Genomic DNA, 16,047 nt, shown 5'->3' on the forward strand with positions numbered 1-16,047 from the left:
GTTCTGCCGGACCCAGCCGCCGCCGTCACGCACCAGGGAGCCGCCCATGCCGTCGCCGACCGGTCACGCCGCCCGACTCGCCGTTGCCGTACTGCTGTGTGCCCTCGCCATGACACCGGTGGCCGGCGCCGCGACGCCGCCTCCGTCGCATCCGGGCGCCGCTTCGTGGACGGCGCGGCCCGCGGTGAGCGGTTCCGGCACGGGCGGCAGACCGTACTTCTATCTGGAGGGCCCGCCCGGCACCGTTCTGCAGGACCGGCTCTCCGTCACCAACCCCGGCCCGTCCCCGGTCACCGTGCGGCTGAGCGGCGCCGACGCGGACCACGCGAAGAGCGGCGGCTCCGGCGTACGCGCCGGGGGCGAGGGCGCGACCGGGGCCGGGCGCTGGCTGCGGACCGCCGTCACCGAGGTGACCGTCCCGGCCCGCACCCGGGCCGATGTGCCGTTCACCGTCACGGTGCCGGCCGGTGCGACGCCCGGCGACCACCCCGGCGCGATCGTCGTGCGCGGCGGCGACCGCTCGGTGGGCGTACCGGTCCGGCTGCGGGTCGGCGGGCCGACGCTGGCCGCGCTCACCGTCGAGGACGTCAGCGTGTCCGGGCGGGCCATCCACTACACGCTGGTCAACCGCGGCAACGCGGTCCTCGCCCCGCGGATCGCCGTCCGCGCCGACGGGGTGTTCGGGACGCTGCTGCGGCGCGAGGCCCGCACCCTGCGGGTGCGGGTGCGGCCCGGACAGCGCGTCAGGCTCACCGAGCCGTGGCGGGACGTCCCCGCGCTCGACTCGGCGACCGTACGACTGCGCGTCACGGCGGCGGGCGGCGCGCACGGCGAGGCGACGGCCCGTGCGGTCTTCGTCCCGTGGGCGCCGCTGAGCGTCGGCGCGCTGCTGGTCCTGGCCGCCGCCGGGGCGGGGACGTACGCGTACCGGCGCAGGTGGTCGCGCGACCGGCAGCCGGACGACGAACAACGGCCGGGACGGTCACCGGGCGACGAGGAGCGGCCCGGACGGCCATCGGGCGACCAGCAGCACTCCGGGAGCAGGCACTTGGCGAAGACGGGAGCGGAATCGTGACTGGACAGGCCGGACCGGCAGCACTCCGCAGCGGCCACCAGCGGTGGGCCGTCGCGCTGTTCGTCGCGCTGCTCGTGGCCCTGCTGCCCGCCCTGCCGATGCTCCCCGCGACCGGAGCCGAGGCGGCGGTCACGCGGGCCGCGGAGGCGAAGCCCGTGGTCACCCTCTCCAAGCAGCAGGCGGGCAAGGGCGGTGAGATCACCGTGAAGGGCAGCGGCTGGCGCCCGAAGGCACTGCTGATGATGCTGATCTGCGGACGGTCCGCGCCGGACCGCGGCGTGATCGGCGGCACCAACTCCTGCGCCAACGCCGAGGGCCGGGCCGTCACGACCGATGCCAAGGGCGCCTTCCGTAAGAAGATGCCGGTCGCCGAACCGCCCGTGCCCTGCCCCTGCGTGGTGCATGTCGCCACCGTCACCGGGGAACAGGCCGCCGCCGACGCCGGGTTCGTCGTCGCGGGCCACCCGATCGCCCCGCTGCCCAAGGAGTCCGGGGGCGGCAGGCTCGCGGTGCTCGCCACCACGAGGCTGGAGGGCGACAGCGGGATCCTCACCTGGTTCGGCGCCCCGCCCGCCCGGCAACTGGTCTTCACCGTGGGCAACCTGGGCTCCGCGCCCGTCAAGGACCCGGTCTTCGAGATCGGTACCGCACACGGCGTCTTCGCCCCGCAGTGGGAGGAGCGGCAGTGGCGCGGGACCATCGGGTCCGGCCGCAAGGCGCAGATCGAGCTGCCGGTCGAACTGACGGCGGGCGCCCACGGCGACTACCAGGTCTCGCTCAGGTACGGCGGCAAGGTGCTGGCCGAACAGCCGTGGGGGGTCGGCCGCCCCTGGGGCGTCACGCTCTTCTGGATCCTGCTGTGCCTCGTCGTACCGGCCGCCGTGTTCCGGATCGGCATGGCGATCGTCGACAAGGTACGGCCCCGCTCCTCGCGCGCCCCGGGCCCCGCCGGACGCCACCGCCCGCCGGGACCGGCCGATGCCACCGCGAAGTCCGCGAAGTCCGCGAAGATCCCGAGGCGCCGCCGCGCACCGGGGCGCGCCGCGGACCCCGCGACCGCGCCCACCGACGACCCGTCCACCACCACGGCCGCACTGCCGTGGTTCACACCCGATTCCGCACCGTCAGAGAACAGACCGACGACGAAGGGACATTCGTGAGTACGCAACGCAGGACCGTCGCGGCGGGAGTCGCGATGATGCTCGGCGGCGCGGGCATGCTGCTGGCCGCGAGTCCGGCCCAGGCCGCCGACGTCTCGTACAGGACGGAGTGCATTCCGCCGCCCATCTCCGGGCTGCCGGCCGTGCAGGGCACCACCGAGGTGCAGCTGACCGCGCCCGCCGAGGCCAAGGTCGGGGACACCGTCGAGGTGGTCTGGAAGACGGTCGAGGCCGCTTCCAAGAACCCCGACGTGCTCGACCTGGACAAGGACACGGTCAAGCCGACCGGCACCCTCAAGGTGGGCGGCGCAGCCACGGGCACCGTGCAGATGGAAGGGCCGCGGCAGAACCCGCCGATCCCCAAGAACAGCGCCATGGTGCTGCCCGACATGAAGGGCACGCTGAAGCTGGAGAAGGCCGGTGAGATCACGCTGACGCCGGACGCGTACAACATCAACGTCTCCAAGCCGATCTCCACGGACACCAAATGCAGTCCGAAGGAGACCGTGCAGCCGGGCGCGACCATCAAGGTCACGGACGGCGGCGGATCCACCGCCGCGGGCGGTACGACGAGCGGCACCACGAGCGGCTCGACGACCGGTTCCACGACCGCGGGCGGTACGACCTCCGGATCCACGACCGCGGGCGGCACCACCACGGGCTCCACCACCGCGGGCGGTACGACGGCGGGCGGCACCACCTCGGGCTCCGGCGGCGGCAGCGGACAGACCGACTTCCCCGGCAAGGAGGTCGCGGTCCACTTCACCTGTACGTCCCCGGGACCGCCCGACATCGCCTCCAAGGTGACGATCAACGCCAAGAAGAGCGGCGGGAGCTACGCCCTCACGGTCAAGACGGCCAAGGGCGTGATGGACAGCCCGGCCGCACTGCCGGCCGGTGCGCTCAAGCCGTCCATGGACATCACCATGGGCGGCGCCGACAAGGGCTCGGTGAAGGTCACCGGACCCGCCAACGCCGAACCGCTGGAGCAGGGCAAGCCGGTCGATCTCTCCGACATGACCGGCACCTACAAGCCCGGCGCGTCCGGCAAGTCCACGCTCAGCCCCGGCACCCTGACGATCGACGTCACCCTGGGCGCCTCGAAGATCAACATCCCGTGCAAGGTCAAGGGCTCGGTGACCCCGTCGCTGGAGCTCGACACCACCGCCCAGCAGGGCGGCGCCTCCGGCTCCGCCACCACGGGCTCCACGGGCGCCTCCGGCTCGACGGCCGGCGGCACGGCCTCCGGCGGCGGACTGGCCGCCACCGGGGCCGAGGACAACGGCACCCTGCGCGCCCTGGGCCTGGTCGCGGGCACGGCGATCCTGCTCGGCGGCGCCGTGTTCACCTTCACCCCGTGGCGCAGGCTGCGCGGCACCAGGTGAGCCGGCTCCCGTAACAACGGCACAAGGGCCTCCGCACCGTCGACCGGTGCGGAGGCCCTTGTGTACGGGCGGTACGCGTTCAGCTGTGCGGGCGATACGCGTTCAGCGCGTCAGCGCACGTCGCCCATGAGCTGGGTGACCTTCTTCCGGTACATCCAGATCGCGAACGCCGCGACGATCGCGAGCGCCGCCTCCAGACCCACCATGCCGGTCTTGTTCAGGTCGACCCCCGCCAGCGACAGCAGGCTGGTGGTGCAGTCGCCCGCGGTGACCGCGAGGAACCAGACACCCATCATCTGGCTGCCGTACTTCGCGGGCGCCATCTTCGTGGTGACCGACAGGCCGACCGGGGAGAGGCAGAGCTCACCGACGGTCTGCAGGAAGTAGATCGACACCAGCCACATCGGGCTGACCTTGTCGCCGTCCGTCGTCATGGTCAGCGGCAGCATGAAGACGAGGAAGGAGACACCGACCAGGAAGAGGCCCGAGCCGAACTTGACGACCGTGCTCGGCTCCTTGCCGCGCCGGTTCAGTGCCAGCCATATCCAGGCGACGACCGGGGCCAGCGCCATGATGAAGACCGGGTTGACCGACTGGTACCAGGAGGTCGGGAAGTCCACACCGAACAGGCTGTTGGTGGTGGAGGACTCACCGAAGAGTGACAGCGTGGAGCCGCCCTGGTCGTAGATCATCCAGAACACGGCCGCGGCGACGAAGAACCAGATGTAGCCGGACATCTTCGACTGCTCGGTCTTCGAAAGGTCCCGGTCCCGCTTGATCCGCACCAGCACCGCGACCGGGATGAGCAGACCGGCGACGGTGATCGGGACGAGCGCCCAGTTCAGCGTGTAGACGTCGGTGGCGACGAGCACGCCGTAGAAGACGACGGCCACTATCAGCCACAGCAGGCCCTTGCGCAGGGTCGTCCGGCGCTCCTCGGCCGACAGCGGCTTCGGGACGACGCTGCTGCGTGCGCTGAGGTGGCGCGTACCGATCAGGAACTGGGCCAGACCCAGCGCCATGCCGACCGCGGCGATGGTGAAGCCGAGGTGCCAGTTCACCTTCTCGCCGATCGTGCCGATGATCAGCGGCGCGGCGAAGGCACCGAGGTTGATGCCCATGTAGAAGACGGTGAAGCCACCGTCGCGACGCGCGTCGTCCGGACCGTTGTAGAGGTGGCCGACCATCGTCGAGATGTTGGCCTTCAGCAGACCGGATCCGAGCGCGACCAGCGCCAGACCTGCGAAGAAGGTGCCGGAGCCCGGCAGCGCGAGCGTCAGGTGGCCCAGCATGATGATCACGGCCGAGATGGTGACCGTCTTGCGCGGCCCCCAGACCCGGTCGCCGAACCAGCCGCCGGGCATGGCCAGCAGATACACCATCGCCATGTAGATGGAGTAGATCGCGGTGGCCGTGGCCGCGTTCATGTGCAGGCCGGAATTGGAGACCAGGTAGAGCGGAAGCAGGGCCCGCATGCCGTAGAAGCTGAAGCGCTCCCACATCTCGGTCATGAAGAGAGTGGCCAGGCCGCGGGGGTGGCCGAAGAAGGTCTTCGCGGATCCAGGTGTACTGGCCGGGTCCTTCGTCAGGCTGGACGCCATGGTCGATCCTTGTGTGCTCGGGACGCTACGCCTTGTGAGCGTGGTGCGCCCGGTGGGGGGAGGCCGGCACCGGCACGGGCACGCCCCACCCCTCACGCCTGAGAGGGGATTCGTCCCGGCCGCCGGACTCGCGAAGGAGTCGGCTGAAGGGGACGGGGACCGACCGCATCGGGATCCACGCCCGGTGCGCATCCTCGCGCTCCGGGCCCGGCCACAGGTCATTCACTGAGTCCGCGACTGGCGGGTACCAGTCGGCCAACAAAAGAGACCCTTGGCACTAAAAGCTGCCCAAGGGTCCTTGAGTAGTGCAACAGGCGTCGAGCAACCATACGACACGACAGTGCCGGATATGAACGGACTTGAGAGATGGATCACAGGTTTCAATGGAACCGCGCTCCCATATTCAAAGGCAACTCCCCGTTTATTTCGCAGACCCGCAGGGCTTCTGGATCACCTCACGGCATCCCCTCCGCGCGGACTACCATCACTGCATGACCCGTGTACTGCTCGCCGAGGACGACGCATCCATCTCGGAGCCACTGGCCCGCGCCCTGCGTCGGGAGGGTTACGAGGTCGAGGTCCGTGAAGACGGTCCGACCGCACTCGACGCCGGCCTCCAGGGCGGAATCGACCTGGTCGTGCTCGACCTGGGACTGCCCGGGATGGACGGCCTCGAAGTGGCCCGCAGGCTCCGTGCCGAGGGTCACACCGTGCCGATCCTGGTGCTGACCGCCCGCGCGGACGAGGTGGACACCGTCGTCGGCCTCGACGCGGGCGCCGACGACTACGTCACCAAGCCCTTCCGCCTCGCCGAACTGCTCGCCCGCGTCCGGGCCCTGCTGCGCCGCGGCGCCACCGAGCCCGCGCCGCAGCCCGCGACGCACGGCGTCCGGATCGACGTCGAGTCGCACCGCGCCTGGATGGGCGAGGAGGAACTCCAGCTCACGGCCAAGGAGTTCGACCTGCTGCGGGTCCTGGTCCGCGACGCCGGCCGGGTCGTCACCCGGGACCAGCTGATGCGCGAGGTCTGGGACACCACCTGGTGGTCGTCGACGAAGACCCTCGACATGCACATCTCGTGGCTCCGCAAGAAGCTCGGCGACGACGCCGCCAACCCCCGCTACATCGCGACCGTACGGGGCGTCGGCTTCCGCTTCGAGAAGAGCTGACGTGCGGAAGCACTCATGCGCCGCAGACTGATCAACTCCACGCTCGCCGTGGTGCTCGTGGTGATCGCCGTCTTCGGCGTCTCCCTCGTCATCGTCGAGACCCGCACGATCAGCAACAGCGCCCAGGAGAGCGTCGACTCCGAGGCGCTGCGGCTGATCAACGTCGTCGAGAGCCGGCTGATGGAGGACGAGCGGATCACCTCCGTGCTGCTCTCCCAGCAGATCGCCAGCAAGCGCTACGCGCTGATCAAGATCCCCGGCCGTGCGCCCCTCGAAATCGGCAAGCGCCCCACCGGCAGCGTGATCAGAAGCACGGCCGAGGGGGAGCGGGGCGAGCGGGTCACCGTCGAGGAATCCAGCTCCGCGGTCACCCGCGAGGTCGGCCGCACCCTGATGATCATCGGCGCGGTGGCGCTGCTGGCCATCGTCTCCGCCGTGCTCCTGGCCGTACGCCAGGCCAACAAGCTGACCTCACCGCTGACCGACCTGGCCGAGACCGCCGAACGCCTGGGCTCCGGCGATCCGCGACCGCGCCACAAGCGGTACGGGGTGCCGGAGCTGGACCGGGTCGCCGACGTCCTGGACGCCTCCGCGGAGCGGATCGCCCGGATGCTGACCGCGGAACGCCGGCTGGCCGCCGACGCCTCCCACCAGCTCCGTACGCCGCTCACCGCGCTCTCCATGCGGATCGAGGAGATCTCGGTCACCGACGACCCGGATACGGTGAAGGAGGAGGCGAACATCGCCCTCACCCAGGTCGAGCGGCTCACCGACGTGGTGGAGCGGCTGCTGACCAACGCCCGCGATCCGCGTACCGGCTCCGCCGTCGTCTTCGACCTCGACGAGGTCGTCAAGCAGCAGATCGAGGAGTGGCGTCCCGCCTACCGGAGCGCGGGCCGTGCCATCGTCCGCTCCGGGAAGCAGGGGCTGCGGGCCGTCGGCACGCCGGGCGCGGTCGCCCAGGTGCTGGCCGCGCTGATCGAGAACTCACTGATGCACGGCGGCGGTACGGTCGCGCTGCGCACCCGGGTCACCGGAAACCAGGCGGTCATCGAGGTCACGGACGAGGGCCCGGGGGTTCCCCCCGACCTGGGCGCCCGGATCTTCGAGCGGACGATCAGCGGCCGCAACTCCACCGGCATCGGCCTCGCGGTGGCCAGGGACCTCGCGGAGGCGGACGGCGGCCGCCTCGAACTGCTCCAGCAGCAGCCCGCGGTCTTCGCCCTGTTCCTCAGCCGAGTGGCCCTGAAACGGCAGGAACCGGAACGCCCGGTGCGGTGAGCGGCGGGCGCGGTCCGTCACCGACCGTCATCGCCGTACCGAATCCGCCTCGACCCGCGGCACCTGCTCCGTCCGCCCCTGCTTCAGGAAGCCCTCGGTGCCACCGGGCACGGCCTTCTCGGCGGGCATCGCGGCCTTCTCGACGGGCAGCGCCTTGAACACCCACGTCCGGTAGGACCAGAAGCGGAACAGCGTCGCGATGCCGATCCCGAGGATCTTGAAGACATTGCTCTGGAGCGGGCTGTTCCATCCGAAGCCGTACGTCGCCGTGTACAGCACACCGGTCTCGATGACCGCGCCCACCGCGCTGAACAGCAGGAACAACGTCAGCTCGCGGGTCCGTCCGCTCTTGTCGCGGTCCCGGTACGTCCAGTAGCGGAAGCCGATGTAGTTGCCGAGGATGGCGACGACGGTGGCCAGCAGACCGGCCCGTACCGTCGGGATGTCCGTGTAGCGCCAGAGCAGGTTGGACACCGCCATGTTGACCACCAGGCCGACCGCGCCGACCACGCCGAACTTGGCGACTTCCCGGGCCAGCAGCTCCAGCCGCGCCCGCAGTGCGCCCCGTTCGCTCATGGTGATCGCTCAGCCCGTCTGTCGGTTACGTCAACCCGGTCATGCTAACCAGCCCGTCCCCGCGTCGCCCGTGGATGCCGTGAGTGGTGTGGCGATGCTGTGACACGACCGCCCGGCGGGGCGGCCGGAGGGCGTCGTCGGGAGCTCCCCGGGGCGGCGGATACCCTGGAGGAGTGACGTTCCCGGTAGTCGGCATGGTCGGCGGCGGTCAGCTCGCCCGTATGACCCACGAGGCGGGCATCCCCCTCGGCATCAAGTTCAAGCTCCTCAGCGACACCCCCCAGGACTCGGCGGCCCAGGTGGTGAGCGAAGTCGTCGTCGGCGACTATCGCGACCTGGACACGCTGCGTGCCTTCGCGCGCGGCTGTGACGTGATCACCTTCGATCACGAGCACGTACCGACCGAGCACCTGCGGGCCCTGGAGGCGGACGGCATCCCCGTGCGCCCGGGACCCGACGCGCTGGTGCACGCCCAGGACAAGGGGGTGATGCGCGCGAAGCTCACCGAGATCGGCGCGCCCTGCCCCCGCCACCGCATCGTGAAGGACCCGGCCGATGCCGCCGCCTTCGCCGAGGAGGCCGGGGGCTTCCCCGTCATCCTCAAGACGGTCCGCGGCGGCTACGACGGCAAGGGCGTCTGGGTGGTCCGCTCCGAGGCGGACGCGGCCGAGCCCTTCCGGGCCGGCGTCGCGGTCCTGGCCGAGGAGAAGGTCGACTTCGTACGGGAGCTGGCGGCCAACATCGTCCGCTCGCCGCACGGCCAGGCCGTCGCCTACCCGGTCGTCGAGTCGATCCAGGTCGACGGGGTCTGCGACACGGTGATCGCCCCGGCCCCCGAGCTGGACGAGCGACTCGCCGGCGAGGCCCAGCAGCTCGCGCTCAAGATCGCCTCCGAGCTCGGTGTCGTCGGCCACCTCGCGGTCGAACTCTTCGAGACCCGTGACGGGCGCATCCTGGTCAACGAGCTGGCCATGCGCCCGCACAACTCCGGCCACTGGACGCAGGACGGCGCGATCACCTCGCAGTTCGCCAACCACGTCCGCGCCGTGCTCGACCTGCCGCTCGGCGACCCGCGCCCGCGCGCCACCTGGACGGTCATGTCCAACGTCCTCGGCGGCGACTTCCCGGACATGTACCAGGCGTATCTGCACTGCATGGCCCGTGACCCGCAGCTCAAGATCCACATGTACGGCAAGGACGTGAAGCCCGGCCGCAAGGTCGGACACGTCAACACCTACGGCGACGACCTGGCGGACGTGCGGGAGCGCGCCCGGCACGCGGCCGACTACCTGCGAGGAACGATCACCGAATGACCTCCCCCGCCACCGCCGCACCGCTCATCGGCATCGTCATGGGCTCGGACTCCGACTGGCCCGTCATGGAAGCGGCGGCCAAGGCCCTCGACGAGTTCGAGATCCCGTACGAGATCGATGTCGTCTCCGCCCACCGCATGCCGCGCGAGATGATCGCGTACGGCGAGCAGGCGGCGGACCGCGGCCTCAAGGCGATCATCGCGGGCGCGGGCGGCGCCGCCCATCTGCCCGGCATGCTCGCCTCCGTCACCCCGCTGCCCGTCATCGGCGTGCCGGTCCCGCTGAAGTACCTGGACGGCATGGACAGCCTGCTCTCCATCGTGCAGATGCCCGCCGGTGTGCCGGTCGCGACCGTCTCGGTCGGCGGCGCGCGCAACGCGGGCCTGCTCGCCGCCCGCATCCTCGCCGCCCACGACGGCGAGCTGCTGGCCCGGATGCGGGAGTTCCAGCAGGAGCTGAACGACCAGGCGACGGAGAAGGGCAAGCGGCTCCGCAGCAAGGTCCAGGGCGCCGACTCCTTCGGCTTCGGGAAGTAGGCGGCCGTGCAGCAGCTGGAGCGGGCGAGGGAACTCCTCGCCGAGTACCCCGTCGTCGACGGACACAACGACCTGCCGTGGGCGCTGCGCGAACAGGTCGGTTACGACCTCGACGCCCGCGACATCGCCACCGACCAGTCCGGCCATCTGCACACCGACATCCCGCGGCTGCGCGCGGGCGGCGTCGGCGCCCAGTTCTGGTCCGTCTACGTACGGACCGACATGGCGGGCGACGAAGCCGTCAGCGCCACCCTGGAACAGATCGACGTGGTCGCGGAGCTGATCGGCCGCTACCCCGCCGACCTGCGGCGCGCACTGACCGCCGACGACATGGAGGCGGCCCGCGCCGAGGGCCGCATCGCCTCCCTGATGGGCGCCGAGGGCGGCCACTCCATCAACAACTCGCTGGGCACCCTGCGCGCCCTGCACACCCTGGGCGTCCGCTACATGACGCTCACGCACAACGACAACATCGCCTGGGCGGACTCGGCGACCGACGAACCCGGCGTCGGCGGCCTCTCGCCGTTCGGCCACGAGGTCGTACGGGAGATGAACCGCACCGGCATGCTGGTCGACCTCTCCCACGTGGCGGCCACCACGATGCGCGACGCGCTCGACACCTCCACGGCGCCGGTGGTCTTCTCGCACTCCTCGTCGCGCGCGATCTGCGACCACCCGCGCAACATCCCCGACGACGTCCTCGGCCGGCTCCCGGCCAACGGCGGCATCGCCATGGCGACCTTCGTGCCGAAGTTCGTCCTGCCGGAGGCCGTCGCCTGGACCCTGGCCGCGGACGAGAACATGCGCGCGCACGGCCTGCACCACCTCGACACCACCGCGCAGGCCATGGAGATCCACGCCGCCTTCGAAGCGGCCAACCCGCGCCCGATGGCCACCGTGGCGACCATCGCCGACCACCTCGACCACATGCGCGAGGTCGCCGGCATCGACCACATCGGCATCGGCGGCGACTACGACGGCACGGCCTTCCTCCCGGAGGGCCTCCAGGACGTCGCCGGCTACCCGAACCTGATCGCGGAGCTGCTCGGCCGCGGCTGGTCCACCGCCGACCTCGCCAAGCTCACCTGGCAGAACGCCGTACGGGTGCTGCGTGACGCCGAGGACGTCGCGCGCGAGCTGCGCACCCGCCGCGGCCCGTCGCACGCCACGATCGAGCAGCTGGACGGCCGGACCGGCTGAGCCGGTCCCGTCACGTCGGGTGTGGGGGAGCCCTCCGGGGCGCCCCCACACGTCGTCTACTGACAGGCGCAGAGACAGAACGGGTGCCCGGCGGGATCCGCGTACACCCGAAAACTCCGCTCCTGGTTCTCGGCGTCCAGCACGGTGGCGCCCAGCGCGAGCGCTTCCTTCTCCGCCGCGTCCCGATCCTCCACGGTCAGATCCGCCACGGTCAGATCCAGATGGACCTGCTGCGATGAGTCCGCACTCGGCCACCGCGGCGGCACGAGACCGGGCGCGGCCTGGAACGCGAGGAGCGTGCCCGCGACCCCGGTCAGCTCCGCCCAGCCCTCCCCGTCGTGCACGATCTCCCCGCCGAGCAGCCCCGCGTAGAAACCGGCGAGCGCGGCCGGGTCGGGACAGCCCTTAGGGTCCTTCGTTCGGATCAGGCCGTCGGACGGCCCATCGCCCGGTACGTCCAGCCGGCCCCGCGCCACAGCTCGCTGTCGAGCGCGTTGCGGCCGTCCAGGATGATCCGGCGGGACGCGACCTCGCCGAGCGTCGCCGGGTCCAGCTCGCGGAATTCGCGCCACTCCGTCAGATGCAGCACCACATCGGCGCCGCGCACCGCGTCCAGTGCCGTGTCCGCGTAACCGAGGGTCGGGAAGAGCCGCCGGGCGTTGTCCATGCCCTTCGGGTCGAAGACCGTGACCTGGCCGCCCTGCAGATGGATCTGCCCCGCCACGTTCAGCGCCGGCGAGTCCCGTACGTCGTCCGAGTCCGGCTTGAACGTCGCGCCCAGCACCGCCACCCGCTTGCCGAGGAAGGAATCGCCGCCCACGGCCTCCCGGGCCAGCTCCACCATGTGGCCGCGGCGCCGCATGTTGATCGAGTCGACCTCGCGGAGGAAGGTCAGCGCCTGGTCCGCGCCCAGCTCACCGGCGCGTGCCATGAAGGCCCGGATGTCCTTCGGCAGACAGCCGCCGCCGAAGCCGATCCCGGCCCGCAGGAACTTCGAGCCGATCCGCTCGTCGTGCCCGATCGCCTCGGCCAGCTTCTTCACATCGCCGTCGGCGGCCTCGCAGACCTCCGCCATGGCGTTGATGAACGAGATCTTCGTGGCCAGGAACGAATTGGCTGCGGTCTTCACCAGCTCCGCGGTCGGGAAGTCCGTCACCACGAACGGCGACCCCTCGGCGACCGGCACCGCGTACACCTCGCGCAGCAGCTTCTCGGCCCGTTCGCTCGTCACACCGACGACGATCCGGTCCGGGTGCAGGGTGTCGTTCACGGCGAAGCCCTCGCGCAGGAACTCCGGGTTCCAGGCCAGTTCCGCGTCGGCACCCACCGGCGCCAGCTCCGCCAGCCGCGCCGCGAGCCGGGCCGCCGAGCCCACCGGGACGGTCGACTTCCCGACGACCAGGGCGGGCCGGGTCAGGTGGGGCGCCAGCGACTCGAACGCGGCGTCCACGTAACTCATGTCGCAGGCGTACTCACCATGCTTCTGCGGAGTGTTCACGCAGACGAAGTGCACATCGCCGAAGGCCGCCACCTCCTCCCAGGAGGTGGTGAACCGCAGCCGTCCGGTGGACCCCGCGATGCCCTCGACGTGCTTGCCCAGCAGCTCCTCCAGTCCCGGCTCGTACATCGGGACCTTGCCGGCACCGAGCATCTCGACCTTCTCGGGCACGACATCGAGGCCGAGTACCTCGAAGCCCAGTTCCGCCATGGCCGCGGCGTGGGTGGCGCCGAGGTAGCCGGTGCCGATCACAGTGATCCTGAGGGCCATGAAGTGCTCCTGTGAGATGCGGACAGACGTGCGGTGAACGAGCATAGTCGTGCCCCCGAAGACCAGGTTTTCCGCCCGTCCGCACAGCTTGCCCACCCCTTCCCCGACCCCTTCCCGATCCCTTTCCTCCCTTTCGCCCACCCCTGTCGTGAAGCTCACGCGGGCATTGCGTAGGCCATCTCGGGAGTCGCGCTCTAAAATTGGGTTACTTAACGGTAGTTAGCGTCTTGGGGAGTGAGCGTCTTGGCGGGTTCGACCGATTTCGACCTGTACCGTCCGGCCGAGGAGCACGAGATGCTCCGGGAGACGGTGCGTGCGCTCGCCGAGGCGAAGATCGCCCCGCACGCGGCGGCGGTCGACGAGGAGGCGCGCTTCCCGCAGGAGGCGCTGGACGCCCTGACCGCGGCGGACCTGCACGCGGTGCACGTACCCGAGGAGTACGGCGGCGCGGGCGCCGACGCCCTCGCCACGGTCATCGTGATCGAGGAGGTGGCCCGTGTCTGCGCCTCCTCCTCCCTCATCCCGGCCGTGAACAAGCTCGGCTCCCTCCCGGTGATCCTCTCCGGCTCCGAGGACCTGAAGAAGAAGTACCTGGGCCCGCTCGCCAAGGGCGACGGCATGTTCTCGTACTGCCTCTCCGAGCCCGACGCGGGCTCCGACGCGGCCGGCATGAAGACCAAGGCCGTGCGCGACGGCGACTTCTGGGTCCTCAACGGCGTGAAGCGCTGGATCACCAACGCGGGCGTCTCCGAGTACTACACGGTCATGGCCGTCACCGACCCGACCAAGCGCTCCAAGGGCATCTCGGCCTTCGTCGTCGAGAAGTCGGACGAGGGCGTCTCCTTCGGCGCCCCGGAGAAGAAGCTCGGCATCAAGGGCTCCCCGACCCGCGAGGTCTACTTCGACAACGTCCGCATCCCCGCCGACCGCATGATCGGCGAGGAGGGCACCGGCTTCGCCACCGCGATGAAGACCCTGGACCACACCCGCATCACCATCGCGGCCCAGGCCCTCGGCATCGCCCAGGGCGCCCTCGACTACGCCAAGGGCTACGTCCAGGAGCGCAAGCAGTTCGGCAAGCCGATCGCCGACTTCCAGGGCATTCAGTTCATGCTCGCCGACATGGCCATGAAGCTGGAGGCGGCCCGCCAGCTCACCTACTCGGCCGCCGCCAAGTCCGAGCGCCTCGACGGTGACCTCACCTTCTTCGGTGCCGCGGCCAAGTGCTTCGCCTCCGACGTCGCGATGGAGATCACGACCGACGCGGTCCAGCTGCTCGGCGGCTACGGCTACACGCGGGACTACCCGGTGGAGCGGATGATGCGCGACGCGAAGATCACCCAGATTTACGAAGGCACGAATCAAGTCCAGCGGATCGTGATGGCCAGGAACCTGCCTTAGCAAGGTTTTGCAGGTCAGGAGCCGTTTCGGCGGCCCGGGGAGACGGTTACGGGTTCCAGCCCGTTGGGGCCCGTTCTGGCCCGTTCCTGGGCGTCATGCTGGGAGAATCCTGGGTGGGTACCGGGCTGAAAACGGCCACTGACCTGCATAAATAGCGCAGCCCCCGGCGTGATGCCGGGGGCTGTTGTCGTACGCGGATCAGGCGACCTCTGACGCCTCCGTGGGTCGTCGGCGCCTGGTGTCAACATCGGTTCCGGCCGATGATCTCGTTGACCACAGCCCAGTCCATCATCCCGGAGAAGAACGAGAACCGCTGACGCCGAGTGCGGGCCGAGAGCTTCCGATCCTGCTCCATCCACAAGAGCCGCTGCTCCACGTCAGCGACCTTCAAACGAGTGCTCGGAGACGGTCACGGAAGAGATGCTGCCGGCCGCCTTCACCCTGGTTCGCCGTTCCGTCCAGGACGCCGTCCGGATCACCAAGGGGGCTACCTCTCCGAAGGCGAAGCGTCAGCCGCTCAGCCTTGAGGACAAGGTGCGGGCCCGGATCGAAATGCACGGCGGACGCGCTACGTCCTCTCAGGTGCTCCCATACGTGGGGGCGACGGCCGCCGAGATCAAGGAACTGCCCGCAATCGTGGTGACCGCGGAACGGGCTGGGAGGACCGGTCGACCGGCCACAGTTTGACATGAGGGCGCTGCGGGCTACTGCTTTGGCTTCCTTGCCGGATGCCACTCGCAGCGCCCGCAGCGCGGCCCCAAGCTGTGCTCTGTTCACGCCCCGTACTTGGCCCACCATTCGGTGAACGGTTCAGCGTGCGCGAGTGCCGCGTCACGGTACCGCGTGAATTCCGCCGTTCGTTCCGGTGGCAGCACTTTCGATCCCAGGTACTTCCCGGTTCCGTCGTAGTTCATCACAGCCACGGACTCGGAGTCGAAGAACCAGAAGTCCGGAACGTTCTCCAGTGGGTTGGGTTTTTCGGTGACGTCGAGGACGAAGAACTCCTCACCCCCGGTCATGTTCTTCCGGTAGCCCCACCCGAGTTCGAACCTAAGATAATCCGTGAGCGGGCGGGACAGAATGTGCACCCGGAAAACCCGCTTTCCTTTCTCGGTGTGGGAGCGGAGCTCTTGGACCCAGCCCGCGTTGTAGTCGTCCGGCTGCGGCTCCCCGGCGAGGAACGCGTGATAGGCGTCGACGTTCCCGGACTTGCTGTAGTCGTCGAGGGTTTCCAGGCGGAACGCCTCACGCTCGAACGTGTCGAAGAGGTCCCCGAGAGTCCTAGATGAGGTTGTCACGGATGGCCTTCTGGATCAGTTCCATCGGGATCTCGACCAGGGTTTCGTGAGCGGGAATCTGAAGCCCGTGATCGGTCGGTGTCTCACCCTGCACCAGGAAGGTGCCGCGATCCGTCGCGTAAATCGTCGGGCAGTCCTTGATGTCGCACGTGCTGACCAGCTTGGTGACCTTCATGGTCCTGGTTCCCCTCTCGCGTGCTGCTGCCAGTGCCCCGCGTGTGGCTCGATGCTCCCGAGGGTGAGGTGCGCGGGTCAAGCGATCACGGTTGACGGAACAGGAAACC

General features: G+C 69.9%; 15 protein-coding genes. 9 read left to right on the forward strand and 6 right to left on the reverse strand.

Annotated features, from left to right (window positions below; translation table 11 throughout):
• The first annotated feature begins 46 nt into the window (after window positions 1-46).
• Genes ACFVX4_RS13600 through ACFVX4_RS13610 form a run of 3 tightly spaced genes read left to right on the forward strand, consistent with a single transcriptional unit; the run spans window position 47 to window position 3,620 of the window.
• On the forward strand, window positions 47-1,075 hold the full coding sequence (locus tag ACFVX4_RS13600; protein ID WP_389975662.1) for a hypothetical protein: 1,029 nt from the start codon (window positions 47-49) through the stop codon (window positions 1,073-1,075).
• Complete coding sequence (locus ACFVX4_RS13605) at window positions 1,072-2,235, forward strand: hypothetical protein (protein ID WP_389975663.1); 1,164 nt, start codon at window positions 1,072-1,074, stop codon at window positions 2,233-2,235. Before ACFVX4_RS13600 ends, ACFVX4_RS13605 begins: the two co-directional genes overlap by 4 nt.
• Window positions 2,236-2,273: 38 nt before the next feature.
• On the forward strand, window positions 2,274-3,620 hold the full coding sequence (locus ACFVX4_RS13610) for a hypothetical protein (protein ID WP_389975825.1): 1,347 nt from the start codon (window positions 2,274-2,276) through the stop codon (window positions 3,618-3,620).
• A gap of 110 nt (window positions 3,621-3,730) precedes the next feature.
• Here ACFVX4_RS13610 and ACFVX4_RS13615 read toward each other — a convergent pair whose 3' ends face one another.
• A complete protein-coding gene (locus ACFVX4_RS13615) occupies window positions 3,731-5,221 on the reverse strand; it encodes a peptide MFS transporter (protein WP_389975666.1) in 1,491 nt (496 codons plus the stop codon).
• A gap of 491 nt (window positions 5,222-5,712) precedes the next feature.
• On the opposite strand from ACFVX4_RS13615, the gene ACFVX4_RS13620 reads away from it, so the two are divergent.
• Together ACFVX4_RS13620 and ACFVX4_RS13625 are read left to right on the forward strand one after the other, a co-directional pair.
• Complete coding sequence (locus ACFVX4_RS13620) at window positions 5,713-6,390, forward strand: response regulator transcription factor (protein WP_072488330.1); 678 nt, start codon at window positions 5,713-5,715, stop codon at window positions 6,388-6,390.
• 15 nt (window positions 6,391-6,405) lie between these two features.
• The gene (locus ACFVX4_RS13625) at window positions 6,406-7,671 is read left to right on the forward strand and encodes an ATP-binding protein (RefSeq protein WP_385329147.1); all 1,266 of its coding nucleotides are present in this window, start codon (window positions 6,406-6,408) and stop codon (window positions 7,669-7,671) included.
• Window positions 7,672-7,698: 27 nt separating this feature from the next.
• Here the strand turns inward: ACFVX4_RS13625 and ACFVX4_RS13630 are convergent, their stop codons facing one another.
• Window positions 7,699-8,247: a GtrA family protein gene (locus ACFVX4_RS13630; protein ID WP_389975669.1), complete on the reverse strand. Its 549-nt coding sequence runs from the start codon at window positions 8,245-8,247 to the stop codon at window positions 7,699-7,701.
• A 173-nt stretch (window positions 8,248-8,420) separates the two neighbouring features.
• Here ACFVX4_RS13630 and ACFVX4_RS13635 point away from each other — a divergent pair, with 173 nt between their 5' ends.
• From ACFVX4_RS13635 to ACFVX4_RS13645, 3 genes are read left to right on the forward strand one after another with little or no spacing between them, the layout of a single operon-like run.
• Window positions 8,421-9,560 carry a 5-(carboxyamino)imidazole ribonucleotide synthase gene (locus ACFVX4_RS13635; protein WP_266418405.1) on the forward strand — a complete coding sequence of 380 codons (1,140 nt, stop codon included), beginning with the start codon at window positions 8,421-8,423 and terminating at the stop codon, window positions 9,558-9,560.
• The gene (purE, locus tag ACFVX4_RS13640) at window positions 9,557-10,096 is read left to right on the forward strand and encodes a 5-(carboxyamino)imidazole ribonucleotide mutase (RefSeq protein ID WP_389975673.1); all 540 of its coding nucleotides are present in this window, start codon (window positions 9,557-9,559) and stop codon (window positions 10,094-10,096) included. Before ACFVX4_RS13635 ends, purE begins: the two co-directional genes overlap by 4 nt.
• A 6-nt stretch (window positions 10,097-10,102) precedes the next feature.
• Complete coding sequence (locus ACFVX4_RS13645) at window positions 10,103-11,296, forward strand: dipeptidase (RefSeq protein ID WP_389975675.1); 1,194 nt, start codon at window positions 10,103-10,105, stop codon at window positions 11,294-11,296.
• Window positions 11,297-11,352: 56 nt separating this feature from the next.
• Here ACFVX4_RS13645 and ACFVX4_RS13650 read toward each other — a convergent pair whose 3' ends face one another.
• A complete protein-coding gene (locus ACFVX4_RS13650) occupies window positions 11,353-11,724 on the reverse strand; it encodes a VOC family protein (protein ID WP_389975828.1) in 372 nt (123 codons plus the stop codon).
• Window positions 11,721-13,064: a UDP-glucose dehydrogenase family protein gene (locus tag ACFVX4_RS13655; RefSeq protein ID WP_389975678.1), complete on the reverse strand. Its 1,344-nt coding sequence runs from the start codon at window positions 13,062-13,064 to the stop codon at window positions 11,721-11,723. Before ACFVX4_RS13655 ends, ACFVX4_RS13650 begins: the two co-directional genes overlap by 4 nt.
• A gap of 243 nt (window positions 13,065-13,307) precedes the next feature.
• On the opposite strand from ACFVX4_RS13655, the gene ACFVX4_RS13660 reads away from it, so the two are divergent.
• Window positions 13,308-14,465, forward strand: a complete 1,158-nt coding sequence (locus ACFVX4_RS13660; RefSeq protein ID WP_124723042.1) for an acyl-CoA dehydrogenase — start codon at window positions 13,308-13,310, stop codon at window positions 14,463-14,465.
• A gap of 773 nt (window positions 14,466-15,238) precedes the next feature.
• On the opposite strand, the gene ACFVX4_RS13665 is transcribed toward ACFVX4_RS13660, so the two are convergent.
• Complete coding sequence (locus tag ACFVX4_RS13665; RefSeq protein ID WP_389975681.1) at window positions 15,239-15,763, reverse strand: DUF6879 family protein; 525 nt, start codon at window positions 15,761-15,763, stop codon at window positions 15,239-15,241.
• Entirely contained in the window at window positions 15,747-15,938 is a 192-nt protein-coding gene (locus ACFVX4_RS13670; RefSeq protein ID WP_030115393.1) for a hypothetical protein, read from the reverse strand. Before ACFVX4_RS13670 ends, ACFVX4_RS13665 begins: the two co-directional genes overlap by 17 nt.
• Between the last annotated feature and the right edge of the window lie 109 nt (window positions 15,939-16,047).

Origin of the sequence: Streptomyces sp. NPDC058240, assembly GCF_042882135.1 — a bacterium.
GTDB lineage: Bacteria > Actinomycetota > Actinomycetes > Streptomycetales > Streptomycetaceae > Streptomyces.

Bases quoted from the DNA above. Each gene is read 5' to 3' on its own strand.
- purE (WP_389975673.1), top strand. From the start codon at position 9,557: ATGACCTCCCCCGCCACCGCCGCACCGCTCATCGGCATCGTCATGGGC.
- ACFVX4_RS13625 (WP_385329147.1), top strand. From the start codon at position 6,406: ATGCGCCGCAGACTGATCAACTCCACGCTCGCCGTGGTGCTCGTGGTG.
- ACFVX4_RS13620 (WP_072488330.1), top strand. From the start codon at position 5,713: ATGACCCGTGTACTGCTCGCCGAGGACGACGCATCCATCTCGGAGCCA.
- ACFVX4_RS13610 (WP_389975825.1), top strand. From the start codon at position 2,274: ATGCTCGGCGGCGCGGGCATGCTGCTGGCCGCGAGTCCGGCCCAGGCC.
- ACFVX4_RS13670 (WP_030115393.1), bottom strand. From the start codon at position 15,938: ATGAAGGTCACCAAGCTGGTCAGCACGTGCGACATCAAGGACTGCCCG.
- ACFVX4_RS13600 (WP_389975662.1), top strand. From the start codon at position 47: ATGCCGTCGCCGACCGGTCACGCCGCCCGACTCGCCGTTGCCGTACTG.
- ACFVX4_RS13615 (WP_389975666.1), bottom strand. From the start codon at position 5,221: ATGGCGTCCAGCCTGACGAAGGACCCGGCCAGTACACCTGGATCCGCG.
- ACFVX4_RS13655 (WP_389975678.1), bottom strand. From the start codon at position 13,064: ATGGCCCTCAGGATCACTGTGATCGGCACCGGCTACCTCGGCGCCACC.
- ACFVX4_RS13630 (WP_389975669.1), bottom strand. From the start codon at position 8,247: ATGAGCGAACGGGGCGCACTGCGGGCGCGGCTGGAGCTGCTGGCCCGG.